At 53.3% G+C, this 14,706-nt stretch carries 13 protein-coding genes; 10 read left to right on the forward strand and 3 right to left on the reverse strand.

All coding sequences use genetic code 11. From position 1 onward, the window contains the following. Window positions 1-109 precede the first annotated feature (109 nt). The 6 genes from WNY38_RS03830 (at window position 110) to WNY38_RS03855 (ending at window position 5,662) form a co-directional block, all read left to right on the forward strand. Window positions 110-889 carry a hypothetical protein gene (locus WNY38_RS03830; protein ID WP_342856000.1) on the forward strand — a complete coding sequence of 260 codons (780 nt, stop codon included), beginning with the start codon at window positions 110-112 and terminating at the stop codon, window positions 887-889. 70 nt (window positions 890-959) lie between these two features. Then, on the forward strand, window positions 960-1,799 hold the full coding sequence (locus tag WNY38_RS03835) for an alpha/beta hydrolase (protein WP_342856001.1): 840 nt from the start codon (window positions 960-962) through the stop codon (window positions 1,797-1,799). 131 nt (window positions 1,800-1,930) lie between these two features. Continuing rightward, the gene (locus WNY38_RS03840) at window positions 1,931-2,257 is read left to right on the forward strand and encodes a hypothetical protein (RefSeq protein ID WP_342856002.1); all 327 of its coding nucleotides are present in this window, start codon (window positions 1,931-1,933) and stop codon (window positions 2,255-2,257) included. A 60-nt stretch (window positions 2,258-2,317) separates the two neighbouring features. Next, window positions 2,318-3,097, forward strand: a complete 780-nt coding sequence (locus WNY38_RS03845) for an alpha/beta fold hydrolase (RefSeq protein ID WP_342856003.1) — start codon at window positions 2,318-2,320, stop codon at window positions 3,095-3,097. Between the two features lie 103 nt (window positions 3,098-3,200). Continuing rightward, window positions 3,201-4,406: a TCR/Tet family MFS transporter gene (locus WNY38_RS03850; RefSeq protein WP_342856004.1), complete on the forward strand. Its 1,206-nt coding sequence runs from the start codon at window positions 3,201-3,203 to the stop codon at window positions 4,404-4,406. Window positions 4,407-4,489: 83 nt separating this feature from the next. After that, window positions 4,490-5,662 (forward strand): crosslink repair DNA glycosylase YcaQ family protein, encoded by a 1,173-nt coding sequence (locus WNY38_RS03855; RefSeq protein ID WP_342856005.1) that lies wholly within the window; start codon window positions 4,490-4,492, stop codon window positions 5,660-5,662. On the opposite strand, the gene WNY38_RS03860 is transcribed toward WNY38_RS03855, so the two are convergent. Beyond that, window positions 5,659-6,828 (reverse strand): hypothetical protein, encoded by a 1,170-nt coding sequence (locus tag WNY38_RS03860; protein WP_342856006.1) that lies wholly within the window; start codon window positions 6,826-6,828, stop codon window positions 5,659-5,661. The two genes, WNY38_RS03855 and WNY38_RS03860, sit on opposite strands and share 4 nt — an antisense overlap. A 110-nt stretch (window positions 6,829-6,938) precedes the next feature. Here WNY38_RS03860 and WNY38_RS03865 point away from each other — a divergent pair, with 110 nt between their 5' ends. The 4 genes from WNY38_RS03865 to WNY38_RS03880 all read left to right on the forward strand — a co-directional run bounded on the left by WNY38_RS03865 (window position 6,939) and on the right by WNY38_RS03880 (window position 11,404). Further along, complete coding sequence (locus WNY38_RS03865; protein WP_342856007.1) at window positions 6,939-7,688, forward strand: alpha/beta hydrolase; 750 nt, start codon at window positions 6,939-6,941, stop codon at window positions 7,686-7,688. After that, window positions 7,685-9,262 (forward strand): UDP-N-acetylmuramoyl-tripeptide--D-alanyl-D-alanine ligase, encoded by a 1,578-nt coding sequence (gene murF / locus WNY38_RS03870; protein ID WP_342856008.1) that lies wholly within the window; start codon window positions 7,685-7,687, stop codon window positions 9,260-9,262. Before WNY38_RS03865 ends, murF begins: the two co-directional genes overlap by 4 nt. 488 nt (window positions 9,263-9,750) lie before the next feature. Beyond that, window positions 9,751-10,533 carry a transglutaminase family protein gene (locus tag WNY38_RS03875; RefSeq protein ID WP_342856009.1) on the forward strand — a complete coding sequence of 261 codons (783 nt, stop codon included), beginning with the start codon at window positions 9,751-9,753 and terminating at the stop codon, window positions 10,531-10,533. 139 nt (window positions 10,534-10,672) lie between these two features. Beyond that, window positions 10,673-11,404 carry a peptidase gene (locus WNY38_RS03880; protein WP_342856010.1) on the forward strand — a complete coding sequence of 244 codons (732 nt, stop codon included), beginning with the start codon at window positions 10,673-10,675 and terminating at the stop codon, window positions 11,402-11,404. Here WNY38_RS03880 and WNY38_RS03885 read toward each other — a convergent pair. Then, on the reverse strand, window positions 11,401-12,279 hold the full coding sequence (locus WNY38_RS03885; protein ID WP_342856011.1) for a transglutaminase family protein: 879 nt from the start codon (window positions 12,277-12,279) through the stop codon (window positions 11,401-11,403). The two genes, WNY38_RS03880 and WNY38_RS03885, sit on opposite strands and share 4 nt — an antisense overlap. A 3-nt stretch (window positions 12,280-12,282) precedes the next feature. Further along, complete coding sequence (locus WNY38_RS03890) at window positions 12,283-14,703, reverse strand: circularly permuted type 2 ATP-grasp protein (RefSeq protein WP_342856012.1); 2,421 nt, start codon at window positions 14,701-14,703, stop codon at window positions 12,283-12,285. Window positions 14,704-14,706 lie beyond the last annotated feature (3 nt).

The following is a 14,706-nucleotide window of genomic DNA, read 5'->3' on the forward strand; positions in this document are numbered from 1 at the left end:
TGAGCGCACGGCACCCGCGCATAAAGATTGAGGCACAGGGCCACATTCTCGACACATTTCAAACGCATTGGGTTCCAAATATCTAAAATTGACGTCGGAATCGCACCTTATGGTCTTTCTTATCTTCGCTCTCGTTTTAACCCTTATGGCGGCACCATTGCTGCGATCAACGCAAGCGGTTAATGGACGGATCACCACAAGCGGGTTTGATGGGCCAGGCGTCATTGTGGGCTTTATCGTGACTGTCGGCGTTGCTGCAATCACCTCGCCCTTAATGGGATTTGGGTTTATTTTTGCTGTTTTATTGCATGAGTTTGGCGCAGCGAAAGCCTGCCAATTTGCGGGGCATGATCTGGCCCGAGTGCGTTTGGTGCCCCTATCTTTCATGGCACCGCCTCGTTCAGATGAATTTTTTGACGACGCTTTAGAGGAAAGCTTTGCGGCGCTCTATGCGCCTGCTTTGGCGATTTTGCCCATGGTGATCGCCTTCGGTCTGTTCCAAGCCAGCGCAACAAGCTTTCCATTGTTTTCAGATGTCATGCGCGCATTTGGCATTATGATTGGCACCTTTAATTTTGTAATGCTTTTGCCTTTCTTACCTTTTGCGGGCGGGCGCGTTGTTCAAGCGATTTCCGACAACTTTTGGCCAAACTTTTCTACTTTTGTGACGCTCTTTATGATTGCGGCCTTTACCGCAGCGGCACTCAGGGACCACTCAATCTCTATGGGAATTTTGGCCACGGCAGGCGCTCAAAGTCTGCTCCGTCGCAAACGCGCCCAAAATAAACGCCTAACGTCCAACGCTGCGCTGGTGGTCCTCTCGGCCTATGCGTTTTGCATGTGTGTGCATTTCACAGCCGGATGGTGGCTTTCAAAAGAACTTTTCTAAGCCTTTGCCTATGTGCATCCGGCATGACAAGATGAATTGACCTTATACAGATTTCAAAGCACAGGCCCCCATGCACGACACATTCACAACCTCTGACGGGCTTCAATTGGCCTATAACGTCCATGGCACGGGCACGCCTGTTTTGTGTTTGGCAGGCCTCACTCGCAATATGGATGACTTTGATCAGGTGGTTACCAAATTTTCAAACCACGCGCAGATCATCCGCCTCGACAGTCGCGGGCGTGGCGCGTCTGATTTTGACCCAAATCCTCAAAATTACACGATCACACAGGAAGCCTTTGACGCTTTGGCGCTTTTGGATCACCTCAACCTTGACCGCACAGCCGTTATTGGCACCTCGCGTGGCGGGTTGATAGCGATGGTTCTGGCCGCCACAGCCAAACACCGACTGTCTGGTGTTTTACTCAATGATATCGGCCCCGAACTGGACCCTACCGGTCTGGCGCATATCATGGATTATCTTGGACGCCCTTGCGCGTTCACGTCCTTTGAAGATGCCGCCGAAAGGCTGCCGCGTGCTTTAGGGGCACAGTTCCCCAATGTCAGCCACTCAGAATGGCTGAACTATGCAAAGCGCAGTTGGACAGCCGGTCCAGACCGTTTGCAACTGCGTTATGATCCCAAATTGCGAGAGGCTATTGAGGCTCAAGGGGCCTCTGGCGATGCGCCAGATTTGTGGCCACTGTTTCATGCGCTCAGTGATCTGCCTTTGGCCGCGCTGCGTGGCGCAAATTCAAACCTTTTGACGCCGGACTGCTGGGCCAAAATGAAAGCCGCGCGCCCTGACATGATTGCGGCAGAAGTTCCCGACCGGGGACATGTCCCCTTTTTAGACGAGGTCGAAAGCACCGCAACCATCGCTGCTTTTATCGCGCAACTGACTGAATAGAATGCTTAACACCAGCTTAAGTCAGTGCATAAACCGCATGATAATAATTGTGCCCTTGGCCAATTTTGGTGATGTTGGGTTTACAAAGCAATGATAACATAACGGTATCAGGAACAACTATTAGGGGCTTTATGTTAGCCTATGCAGTACCACAATTCGTATTGCTAATCCTCGTCGCTTCAAGCTATGCGCTTGCCACCATGGGGATGAAGCTTGTCTCAGGCATCCAATTTGCTTGGGGAGGAGCCGCACTCATCCTCGCGGGTTTAGCGCTCGCCGCATTCGGCGAAATAGCACTGCTGAAAAACAATTCGATGAGCCAATTGTATCTCATATTAGTCGGCGTCGAAACCGCTCTAGTGCTTGTTTTTGCTCTTTTGATGGGCGAAAAATTTACACCAAGGATGATCCTCGGCGGCGGCTTGATCATCACCGGTATGATCGCCGTAGCGCACTAAATGCATTTACGCGCATCACATCACCATCGAGATTTCAAATAAAGCCAAAGTGAGACTGTGATGCGCGGCCCTGATGCCAACATAAATATTTTGGATGACGGCCCAAAAGATGCGCCTGCTGTTTTGCTTGCTCATCCGCTTGGAACCAACATGCACATTTGGGATGCTGTTTGCGAACAAATGCCCAGATCATTACGCGTCATCCGTTATGACGCACGCGGCCATGCAACCTCAGAAGTTACGCCAGCGCCTTATCGCATGGGGCAGTTGGTGACAGACGTTGAACAGCTGTTGGACCAGCTCAAAATCAAGGACTGCGTTTTCATTGGTGCGGGGTTTGGCGGTTTGATCGCCCAAGGATTGGCTGTCAAACGTCTAGATCAAGTCCGCGCTATGATTTTATGTGGCACAGCCGCCAAACTAGGCCCGTCTGCCGTCTGGGACAAGCGCATAGAACAGGTCAAGTCTGGTGGCACCGACGCGATAGTCAAGATGTTGACTGAACGCAATTTCACCCGCGCGACACGCGACAGTGAGATGGCCAGGCATTGGAGTAACGTGCTTCGAGGCATGCGGTCCGAGGGCTATATCGGCAGTTGTAGCGCCATTTCTGGCACTGATTTTTACACGCCCACATCCGGCCTGCGTCTGCCCACTCTTGGGCTATGCGGCATCGATGATCGCATCACGCCGCCGGACCTGATGCGCGAAACACTTGAGCTGATCCCCGGTGCGCGGTTTGAATTGATTCGTCGGTCAGGACACTACCCGATGCTTGAAGCACCTGATGCCTTTGCGATGCATGTATGCGATTTTCTTTCCGAAATCGGCCATATTTGACCCCTTGATCGTCAACGCGTTCAGCATTCCAATCGGGATTGCAATGCAAACTAAGTTGGCTACAACGGCCTCACTGTAAAGTTCTTTTCACTAGGACCCAATCATGCGCGCACGCTTGCCCATCATCTTCATAGTCGCGACCATTTTGATTGATGGCATTGGCGCTGGATTGATTTTTCCAGTGTTGCCAGATCTTATCTTAGAGGTCACAGGTAAACCCCTGTCGGAAGCTGCAATTTGGGGTGGCGTTTTGGCGACGGGCTATGCCGTGATGCAATTCGTCTTTGGCCCGATTGTGGGTAACTTGTCCGACCGTTATGGCCGCAAACCAATTTTGATCGCGGCGCTTTTTGTGCTGGCCATCGACTATGCGATCATGGCCGTTGCCGGATCCATCTGGCTGTTGCTGTTGGGGCGTGTCATCGCAGGGCTCATGGCCGCAACCTATTCAACCGCCTCTGCATTTATGGCTGATATCTCAAAGCCCGAGGACCGCGAAAAAAACTTTGGCATCATTGGTGCCGCGGTGGGCATTGGATTTGCATTGGGGCCTGTCATTGGCGGTCTGTTGGCCGAGGTCGACACGCGCGCACCGTTTTGGGTGGCAGGGGCCATGGCCTTGGCTAACGGAGTTTTTGGTCTTTTGGTGATGCCGGAATCCTTAGCCAAAGGTAAACGCCGCTCGTTTTCTTGGAGCCGCGCCAACCCCCTAAATTCATTCAAATCTGTCAGTGAATTGAGCGGCGTGAGGGCGCTGCTGTTCGTGTTTTTCTTGTACCAAGTCGCATTGTTTATCTACCCCGCCATCTGGGCATTTTTCGCGCGTGAACAATTCGGTTTTATAGCACGCGATATCGGGCTGACGCTGTTCGTGTTTGGCGTCTCAATGGGTGTATCGCAAGCGCTATTGGTTGGACCGATCGTGAACCGCTTTGGGGCTTATAAGACTGCTGTGTTTGGCATGATTTTAGAACTGGTGATCTTTGCCACTTTTGCAGTGCTCACCCAAGTTTGGTTTGTGTGGATACTCGTCGCACTGTCAGGCCTAGGGTCTATCGTGATGCCTGCCTTACAGGGCATCATGAGTCGCGCGGCAGGCGACAACCAGCAAGGCGAACTGCAAGGCGTGCTGGGGTCCATTGCTGCATTGGCAACCATCATTAGCCCCTTGCTAATGACCATGGTCTTTGCCAAATTTTCGCGCCCCGATGCTGCGCTCTATTTGCCGGGGGCACCTTTTGTCGTCTCTGCGATTTTGATTGTGGTCTGCGCGGTGCTCATGCTCAGTTGGCGCAAGTCGAATAATTGATCCCATCGCGGCACCTTTTGCCACAATAAGCGGCTCGACCCAAAAAGGCCGATATGACAAGTTGTGAGCGAAGTGGAGCGACCGTGAGTGTTTTAAAAATATCAAATCGTGACGCGCGGCATCTGTGGTTGGCTGTCAATGGATTGGCCAAAGTACCCGTTGACGACACGGACACCATGGCGGACATATCCGAGCTTGGCTTTGTCCAGCTTGACACCATTCAAGTGGTATCGCGCGCGCATCATCATATTTTATGGAGCCGTAATCAGGCCTACCGCGAACCTATGATGGACGATGTTTTGGGCAAAGATTGTGGCGTCTTTGAGCATTTCACCCATGATGCGTCGGTCCTGCCGATGAGCACCCTACCCCTTTGGCAAAGGCAGTTTCAAAGGATGAAAGAAAAAGTCGGGCGTTCAAGTTGGTATGGGGATGCTTTGGATGCGCGTCTGCTGGACGAAGTCATGCGACGCATCGCTGACGAAGGCCCGCTATCGACCCGTGATTTTGACACCAAAGTCACGGGCTCCAAAGAGATGTGGAAACGCCCGCCACACAAAAAGGCGCTGGATTACCTGTGGTATTCTGGCGATTTGGCCACCAGTCATCGCAGCGGGTTCACCAAGTTTTACGATCTGGCAGAAAACGTCTTTCCGGCCAATCTGCGCGCGCAAAAACTGGATGATGTGGACCAAATCGACGGGCTTTGTTCCATGGCGCTGGATCGCATTGGTATGGGCAGCCTGACTGAAATTCGCAGGTTTTGGGAGGCGACGGAGGTCAAAGAGGTCTCGAACTGGGCCAAGCGCCAAGGGGGTGATTTGATCCCCGTCGAAGTGGAAGCCTTTGATGGCCGTTGGAGCAAATCTTTTGCCCGCGCGGATATTGAAGCGCGGATCAAAGCGCTTGAGCAGCCCGCACCACGGCTGCGCATTCTCAGTCCGTTTGATCCCGCCATCCGCGACCGCACGCGTTTGAAACGTCTGTTTGGCTTTGATTACACTGTGGAAATGTTTGTGCCCGCCGCCAAGCGGCAATGGGGCTATTACGTCTATCCGGTGCTTGAGGGCGACAGGTTCATCGGTCGGATTGAGGCCAAAGGGGATCGCAAAGCAGGCGTTCTCAATGTGCTCAACTTTTGGTTGGAAGCTGACGTAAAACCGACCAAGGCCCGCACCAAAAAGCTGGACGCCGAATTAGACCGCTTTGCCAAGCTTGCAGGGTTGACCAGCGTCCACTGGACCTGCGCGCGTTAACGCGGCAACAGATAGGCGACTTGAGGCACTGGATCATCAAAGAATTTGATACTGTCCCCCAAGGCCTCATGCATCAAATGCTCGGCCAATTGCGAGAACAAGACTTGCTCTTTCGCAGCTTCCCATAGGAAAAAACCGTAAGACCCAGGAATTGGATTGATTTCATTAAACCACAGCTCGCCGGTTTGGGTGTTGTGCATGAAATCCATCCGCGGCGCACCGCGCAGGCCTAAGATGGTAAAGGCCTTGGACGCAAAATCGTACAGACGCGCTTGCAGGTCAGGGTCGATGTCAGGATTGATGTCACGCGTCAGCGACAGCATGCCCTGCGATGGTACAGCCGTATTGCCAAGTTTGCCGCTGCCGGTGCTGCCCACTTCGGCAGAGGACAGGTATTTTTCTTTAAAATCAAGTAACTCGGCAGAGGATTTAGGCCGCTCAATCGCGGAAAACTTTATCTCATCGTCACGATACATCACCGCGATGTTGAGCTCTTCAAGGTTTTGCACTTGAGGTTCGACCAAAGCAAAGCTGTCTTCTTTCAGCGCACCCTGCAAATGCACCAGCAGGTCATCACGCGATTTGGCCAAACCAACCCCGATGCTCGAGCCCAAATTCGCAGGTTTGATGATCAAAGGATAGGACAGCGCCGTTTCGACCCGTGCACAGACAACATCCGCATGTTTCATCTCTTTGGCGTTGACCACCACATGCGGCAAAACATTGACGCCAACAGAAGCAACAAGCGATTTGGTGGCGTCTTTGCGCATCGCCAAAGCGGAATTGATCGCGGAAAATCCAGTGCAAGGGATGCCCACTGTTTCAAGCAGGCCTTGAATGCGGCCGTCTTCGCCGAAAGGGCCGTGAAACACAGGCAAAGCACAGTCGATTTGTTTGGTCCAACTGCCATCAAGCGATTTCAGGCAAGGCCCCATATCGCCCCAGGCAAAAACCACTTCACGCAGGCCTTTAGGCGCGGGTCGAAAGCGGTCCAATTGGCGCAATGCAGCCCCATGCAACAACCGTCCATCGAAGCCCATATATACCGGTACGACGTTGATTTTGCGGACATCAACCGCGTCCATCAATTGTTGTGCGCTCACAACACTCACGTCGTGTTCTTGGCTCGGTCCGCCGAAAATGACGGCTAAGTTCAGCTTATTCACTTGTCTGCCTACAATCCATATGGAGTTTGCTCAATCGATACACTAGAAACGGATAAAGCACCATATCTAGTGGTCGACCAAGCGAATATCAGCAGAGTAGGCAAACATCCATGTTCTATGAAAAGAGCGGCGCAGAGACAGGCACTCCGATCATTTTTGCACATGGATGGGGCCGCGACCATACGGATTTTGTACCAACCGCTGAACTGATCGGGCAAGCCGCGCCCACCGTATTGCTGGACTTGCCGGGCTTTGGTAAATCGCAACGACCTGAGGGCGACTGGACCACGCAAGACTACGCTGTTGCGGTGCGTGAGTTCTTGAAAACCGAGCTGGGCATCACGCGGTTTATCTGGGTTGGGCACAGTTTTGGCGGGCGTATTGGATTGCGTCTGGGCGCCATGGCGGACTCGCCTGTTGAGCACCTGCATATCGTTGGCGGCGCGGGCATCAAACTGCCCAAACCATTTATAAAACAGATCAAAGGCAAGTGGCGCGGCTGGCAGTTTAAGAAACAAAAAGCAGCCACCACATCCGAAGACGCGATTATCGCGCTTGAAGCGCAGTTCGGAAGCGCGGACTATGTGGACAGTCGCAAGTTGGGCCTGCGCGACATTTTCATTCGCACGGTTGAAGAAGATCAAACGCCACAGCTGCCCCAAATCACCTGCCCCACAACGCTGCTCTATGGCGGCAAGGACACCGAAACGCCACCCGCCATGGGCAAGGCGCTGCATCGGTCCATTCCGAATTCCACCTATGTTGAATGTCCTGAGTTCGATCACATTTCGATTTTATCGCGCGGCAGACATCAATTGACGACCCATATCCTTGAGACGTTGAAGCGAGACCAAGCATGATCCTTATCGCCACAGTTTTGCTGATTGCCGCCCTCGCCTATTTGGTCATGCAACGCACCACCACGCTGTTGACCTATTTCCAGCAAGAGGAATACGACGGGACGCGTTTTGTTGCCTCAAGCCGCGATGTGCGCCTGTTCGACATTCGTGCATCAATCGCTGTGGTGATTGTATTGCTTGCCGGGCTGGCCATGCCAAAAGCGCTTAGCCTCATCTTGCTCGCGGTGATTTTTGTCGCCATCGCCTACATGGAACACCAGTACCGCTATAAAAAACCACTGGCCAAAACCCAGCGCGCCATGCGCATCTGGCGTTTGGCTTTGGTGCCTTTGGGCCTTGGCACTTTGCTTGTTTTTGCGCACCCCATTTTTGCAATCCTCGTGTTGCAAGCGGTGCCGTTCGCGTTGATCGGCGCAAACATGATCCTGAAACCTTTCCAAGATCGCATCAACGAAGGCTTTGTCGATCAAGCCCGTACAAAACTGGAAGCCCTTGATCCCATTCGCATCGGCATCACGGGGTCTTTTGGCAAAACCACCGTCAAACACATGTTCGCGGAAATTTTGGAAACATCTGGTCCGGTGTTCTACAGCCCCGGATCGATCAACACCGTGCTGGGCCACACCCGCCACATTCGTCAACGTCTGCAATATGCGCACAAATATTTTGTCGCTGAAATGGGCGCTTACGGCATTGGATCGATCAAGCGCTTATGCGACTTCATCCATCCGCAATATGGCATCGTCACAGCCGTTGGCGACGCCCATACAGAGCGGTTCGGCAGTATTGAAGCCATCGCACAGGCAAAATCGGAACTGGCAGCTGAGGTTTGCGCCGCGAGCGGCACCATGGTGATCAACGCCGACGTCATGCAATATGCGCCCTTCAAAGCCTTAAAAGACACCTATGGCGACAAGATCGTCACCGTTGGTTTGCAGGACGCGGATGTCACCATCGACGCCATTGAAATCGACGGTGGATCGTGGTCGATCACGCTCAACTCTGTAGACGCGCGCATCCCAACTTTGACCTTTGAATTGCCGTTGATTGGCGATCACAACGTGATGAACGCCGCATTGGCCGTGACCCTTGCGCTGCTGATTGATCCCAGCACCGCCGATCAAATTCCGTATTTCACCAAAACCATTTCGCAAATCCCGCACCGTTTGCAAAAAATCGACACGCCTGGATCAGCCCTCATCCTTGATGATGCGTATAACTCTAATGAGTTGGGCTTTATGTCTGCGGTGTCTGCGCTGGACAAACTGGCAAAACACCGTGGCGGGCGTCGTATTCTTGTGACACCCGGCATTGCGGAACTGGGCCTAGAGCATGAGCGCGTTCACGATCGCTTGGGCAGCTATTCTGGCACGCGTTGCGATGTCATTTACGCCGTAAACCCAAACCGGATTGAAAGCTTTGTGACAGCTGCAAAACGCGAGACAGCCGAAGTGATCGAAGTGCCGACGTTCTATGCCGCCCGCGCCGCCATCGCAAAAACGCTCACCAATGATGATGTCGTTCTCTATGAAAATGACCTGCCAGATCTGTTGGAAGAGAAACGGTTTTTGTGAGCCTACGAACGCCGATGTCACTGTCACACGCTATTTGCGTAAACCCGAATATCGTAGCTACGATACTAAAAAGTCTATTTCGAAGCGCACACGACCAATCGACTACAATGCAGTCATATGCGATCATGGTTGGCCCGCAGGTGGCTAGCTGCGTTCGTCAATCACGGCCAAATTTGGGCCTTGCTTTTCTCTAAAATGAGGGGCTGTTTCCGATAGACTGCTTACGCAGAATAAAGCACCAAGCGCGAAAAAAACGGACCTGGGCCGCATCCAGCACAGATGATTGATTAGGTCAACTAAATCCACCCCCTAGACTTCACTTATACCAGTCTTACTTCGGAACTGTTTAGATTATCGACATAGAACCCAAGTGTCTTGACAATATAGGGGTTTCCTATCTTCCACTCGGCATACGCTATAGACATGTCAGGCATGTGCTGCGATAGCTCCTAACATCTCTCACACACTTTGCTAATCTGGAGTTTGCCGTGTTGCTCAACGTGTCAGCCGATTTGATCTATTCTGCGCAGCAAACCTGCGATGCTTTGCTTCAGATAGAGGCAAGCACAGATGACGGACAACGCTGCGATTTCAACACTCTTTCGCTGCGGTCGGGCACGCAATTGCAAGAGACCTTGGGCGAGCACGGTATCGGGATGCGCAGATGGATTTCCGTGACCGACCGACTGGAAATCCATTATGAACTGCAAGCAGAGGTGACAAGGCTGGCTGTCGATTTGTGCACGCTTGACGAGACGCCGCGCTATCAGCTGCCGGGTTCTGTGATCCAATATCTCTTGCCTTCGCGCAATTGCCAATCGGATTTATTTTTGGAATTTGCATCCATCCAATTCGAAGGACTCTCAGGCGGCGAAAAGGTTGAGGCGATGCGCGACTGGGTCACATCAAATTTCACCTATGACATATTTGCAAGTTATGGCGGCACGACGGCGACCGACAGCTTTGCATCTTTACGCGGTGTTTGTCGGGATTACGCACATGTACTGATCGCATTTGTGCGCGCAGCAGGCATCCCAGCGCGCTTTGTGAGCGCTTATGCACCAGATGTGGACCCACAGGACTTTCACGCAGTCGTAGAGGTATTTCTTGCAGGTGCGTGGCATCTTGTTGACCCAACGGGGATGTCGCAGCCAACAGAGACTATTCGGATATGTGTGGGCCGCGATGCTGCAGACGCATCACTTTTGACATCCTACGGAATTTTGAACTTGGAAGAGCAAAGCGTCCAAGTGACCCGCGCGAGCGTTTGAACCGCAACTCTTGTTTCAATGATCTCAAAGTATCGTGTGGAAGCAAAAAAATCAAACGTCCCAATATTGTATAGTTAACTTTTCCCGACTAGAGCTTACCGCGCAGCAACGCACTGCTGACCCTTTTGTGGAAAAAAAGATGACTTACTGTGTTGGCCTCCGCCTGAACCGTGGCCTTGTTTTTATGTCCGATACGCGAACCAATGCAGGGGTCGACAATTTCTCGACCACTAAAAAGATGTTTTCGTGGGATGTGCCAGGCGATCGTGCAATTACGATCATGACGGCTGGCAACCTTGCCACAACTCAAGCGCTGATCAGCATCCTTGAGGAACGATCAAAAGTTCTTTCTGATCGCGCGCCTGCGATCTTAGAGCTCCCCACTATGTTTGAGGTCGCGCGCCTCGTCGGTGCGACCCTCAAGGAAGTGATCCAAGGTGGCGGCGTGAATGGTCAGTCTGCGACCTCCGCATTCAAGGCGTCGGTGATTGTCGGCGGCCAGATAAAAGGTGGCGAGCCTACGTTGTTCCTTGTCTACCCCGAAGGTAACTTTATCGAAGTCACCGAGGATGCACCGTTCTTTCAAATCGGCGAGACGAAATATGGCAAACCAATCCTTGTGCGCGCCTATGATCCGGATATGAGTTTTGAGGAAGCGATCAAGTTGCTCATGGTCTCTTTTGATTCGACCATCAAAGCGAACCTGTCTGTCGGTCTGCCACTGGATATGCAGATCTATGAAAGCAACAGCTTCGCGCTTGACACGCAACCGCGCGTAACTGCAGAAAACCCTTACTATCAATCGATTAGCACTGGTTGGAGCGACGCGCTTCGCAATGCACTGGAGCATTTGCCAAACTACACACGCTAGCCGACAATCGCCACATCTACCGCTTGGGTGTTCTGCTGCCCGCCCGACGAGCGCAAATACCCGCGCACGGGTGAGACATCGGAGTAATCCCTGCCGTAGCCTGCAACGATATGATCGGTGCCGACAAGCGTTGCATTGGTTGGGTCATATTCGATCCATCCTTGATCCGGCCCGCCCCATGCGCGCACCCATGCGTGCATAGCATCGGCCCCCTCAAGCTTAACACCGCCGGGTGGGGGCAATGTGCGCAGGTAGCCACTGACATACCCAGCGGGAATACCAAGGGACTGCAAGGCAATGATCATAATATGACTGAAGTCCTGACAGACCCCGCGGCGCAGGTGGAATGCGTCGGCAGCGTCCGTATCAACAGTCGTGGCGGTCGCATCAAAGGTCATCGCATCGTGCAGCGCCTTGCCAATACGGATCACGTTGGCCACCGTGCTGTCTGATGGGTGAAACAGATCATTTGCAAAATCGCGGATCGCGCCATTGGGTGGCAGGCGAGGGGTAGGCCCTAGAAAATGGAGCGGCGATTCAGACCCCAGGTCACGCAAAGTCTCGCAGACCCTCCCTAGATCTGCGACACCAAGTGACACGTCCCTCCATTTCTGGGGCGGGTGGATGTCGACATTGCAGGACATATGGATCGTCATTTCGGTATGTTGGTCGCGATGCGCGCAGAACGTTGTTTTGTTGCCAAAGAAATCGACGGCTTCTGAACGCGATTCAGGTTCGGGAAAGACCTCAAGCAAATGGGTCGTCAAATTCTGGCGGTTTGCCAGCGTTCGAGGCATCACGCGCACCAGATGGCGGCTGTTGGCTGCAGGTTGATCATAGTAGTGGGCGATTGTCAGGCGGATTGAATATATCATAGGTCAGGCCAGATGATATGCGTTAAGCGTGTCGGATATGGCCCAAATGTCTTGCTTGATCTGCACTAAGGCCTCAGGTGTCATCATCGCGGGCTGACTCGTTGCAAGTTGGGTTTCAAGCAGCAGAACCTGACGCGCAACATGGCTCATGTTGTGGTCGTCAGCTTGGGTTGGCAGATTGGCGATGTGATCCTTGGTGCGTGTAATATGATAACGGACTGAACGCGGATTTTGCGGGTCAAGCGCCAGAAGATCTGCGGCAGACATGCTATTGGCCGCAATTTGAAACCGGGTACGATGTGACACGACGCTGTCTCCGATTTCAAGGGCTAGGTCCACCGCACCGCTCGCCGGTTCTGCTGACAAACACGCTGCCAGCACATCGCACATATTGGCCGCCCGTTCGAGCGAGATGCCTATGCTAAGAAAGCGCCAACCGTCCGAGCGGTACATGTTTTCGTGTACAAGCCCAGCAAAGCCGGTGACTTGACGCAAAAGACTGCTGATCTGAACCGGAATATCATCAAGCGGGACAAAAGTGTCCCCCAAGGCTTTAGCATCTTTCACCAGTCCACGCAGGGCCATCATCCCGTCGGGGGAAAAGCGGTCATTAATGCGCGAGGCCGATTGCAACGCCAGCGCCAGCGGTTCATCAAACCGCGCGGCAATGGCCGTCGCGTCAGGCGCCACGCCGTTCATCAGCTGGTCACGAATATAGGTGGGCATGGTGTCGCTATGTTTGGCGCCATCGCAAATGCGCGAGAAATAGGCCCTGAACATCCGCATATTCTGCTCCGCGCGTTCAACATAGCGCCCTAGCCAGAACAAATTATCTGCTGCCCGACTGGGCAAAAGCGCATGGGTCGCGCTGCGCGACGCCGCAGTTTTGGGCGCAGACAAAAGGGTTGGCGTGTTGACCGATTTGGGGCTACTCACCCAGACATCTGCCACCTGACCGCCACGTTGCATGGCCAGCGCCTTGGCGTCATCGCCTGCGCTGATCCGCGCATAACCACCCGGCATGACGGACCATCCCTTTTCCGTCCGACCCATCGAAATTCGGATACACATCGGCCGCGCAACCAATTGACCTCTTTCCCAGACAGGCGTGGTCGATAGGGTCACGGCCTCTTGCCCAACAAGGGTGTGGCCATTGGTTGTCAGCAAATCTGCCAATTGCTGTGACTGGGTACCGCCCAAGGCGGTGTCAAACGTGGTTGTGTGAGGATCGGCCATCAGCGGGACGGTCGAAAAGGCATCCCCAACCATCATACGCGCGCTGTTGGCTATAACATGGTCCCGCTGGCTTTTCTGTCCGCACCACCAGGTCGCGATATTGGGCATAGCCAGACCGTGCCCAAGATGCGCGCGTGCAATTTTGGGTAGAAACGCCATCAACGCGCGCGTTTCAAGCACGCCTGCGCCGACCATATTCACTGTCTTAAGCGTCCCGTCACGGATCGCTTGTACCAACCCTGCGGCCCCCAGCATAGAATTTGAATCAAGTTCCAACGGGTCAAACATGGTACTTGGCAAACGGTTCCACAAAAGGCTGATCGGCTTCAACCCAGCAACCGTGCGCACCATTGCTTTGCCGTCCTGAACAATCAGGTCTTCGCCCTCAACCAACAACAGACCTAGATAGCGCGCCATATAGGCATGTTCTGCATAGTTCTGGTTCATCGGGCCCGGCGACAGCAAGGCAACCTCACCCGTGGTCCGCCCTTTTATCTTCATGAGGCTTTGCTGAAAGTCTTGGAAATATCCGGCAAGGCGGTAAATATTCGCGTTTGCGAAAAAATTCGGAAAAACTCGCCCCATGGCGATGCGGTTTTCAACGGCAAACCCAGCGGTCGAGGGGGCTTCGATTAGATCGCTGATGACCCACCATTTGCCATCCGGCCCGCGCCCGATTTCGAACGACAGCGCGTTCAGTAAAGGCCTGCCTTTTTTTGCGACGCCGACCATTGGACGCAGCCAAGCCGGATTTTGGCTCAGCAATTGGGCGGGCAACTGTCCCGATGACACCAGTGTGTTGTCACCGTAAAAGTCCCCTAAAATGTATTCCAAAAGGTCGGCCCGCTCGATCAACCCGTCGGAAATAACCTGCCATTCGTCTTCGCCGATGATGACCGGTATATGGCTGAGCGGCCATTCCCGTTCTGTCGACAACGTTTCGTCATACTGGCGGTAAAGCACGCCAGCGTCGCGCAGATATTGATCGCCGCGCGAAAATCGCGCGGCGAGGTCTTGCGGTGTAAGACTGTTCAGATGGTCAAAGAAAGAGCTCCAAACGGGTTTGATTGTGCCGTTCGTGGCCAACATCTCGTCGTTGGGTGGGGCTTGGCCGCGGCCCTGCACACCATAAGACGCCAGCAAATTTTGCTGCGTCTTACGCTGTGCAGAGGACTGTTGCGTTTGCATCTT

It is taken from the genome of Pacificibacter sp. AS14 (genome assembly GCF_038899935.1).
Taxonomy (GTDB): domain Bacteria; phylum Pseudomonadota; class Alphaproteobacteria; order Rhodobacterales; family Rhodobacteraceae; genus Celeribacter.

What these genes read in the sequence shown, in the direction of transcription:
- WNY38_RS03840 (WP_342856002.1), top strand. Translation starts at nt 1,931, where the DNA reads ATGTTAGCCTATGCAGTACCACAATTCGTATTGCTAATCCTCGTCGCT.
- WNY38_RS03850 (WP_342856004.1), top strand. Translation starts at nt 3,201, where the DNA reads ATGCGCGCACGCTTGCCCATCATCTTCATAGTCGCGACCATTTTGATT.
- WNY38_RS03865 (WP_342856007.1), top strand. Translation starts at nt 6,939, where the DNA reads ATGTTCTATGAAAAGAGCGGCGCAGAGACAGGCACTCCGATCATTTTT.
- WNY38_RS03890 (WP_342856012.1), bottom strand. Translation starts at nt 14,703, where the DNA reads ATGCAAACGCAACAGTCCTCTGCACAGCGTAAGACGCAGCAAAATTTG.
- WNY38_RS03845 (WP_342856003.1), top strand. Translation starts at nt 2,318, where the DNA reads ATGCGCGGCCCTGATGCCAACATAAATATTTTGGATGACGGCCCAAAA.
- WNY38_RS03835 (WP_342856001.1), top strand. Translation starts at nt 960, where the DNA reads ATGCACGACACATTCACAACCTCTGACGGGCTTCAATTGGCCTATAAC.
- WNY38_RS03830 (WP_342856000.1), top strand. Translation starts at nt 110, where the DNA reads ATGGTCTTTCTTATCTTCGCTCTCGTTTTAACCCTTATGGCGGCACCA.
- WNY38_RS03880 (WP_342856010.1), top strand. Translation starts at nt 10,673, where the DNA reads ATGACTTACTGTGTTGGCCTCCGCCTGAACCGTGGCCTTGTTTTTATG.
- murF (WP_342856008.1), top strand. Translation starts at nt 7,685, where the DNA reads ATGATCCTTATCGCCACAGTTTTGCTGATTGCCGCCCTCGCCTATTTG.
- WNY38_RS03885 (WP_342856011.1), bottom strand. Translation starts at nt 12,279, where the DNA reads ATGATATATTCAATCCGCCTGACAATCGCCCACTACTATGATCAACCT.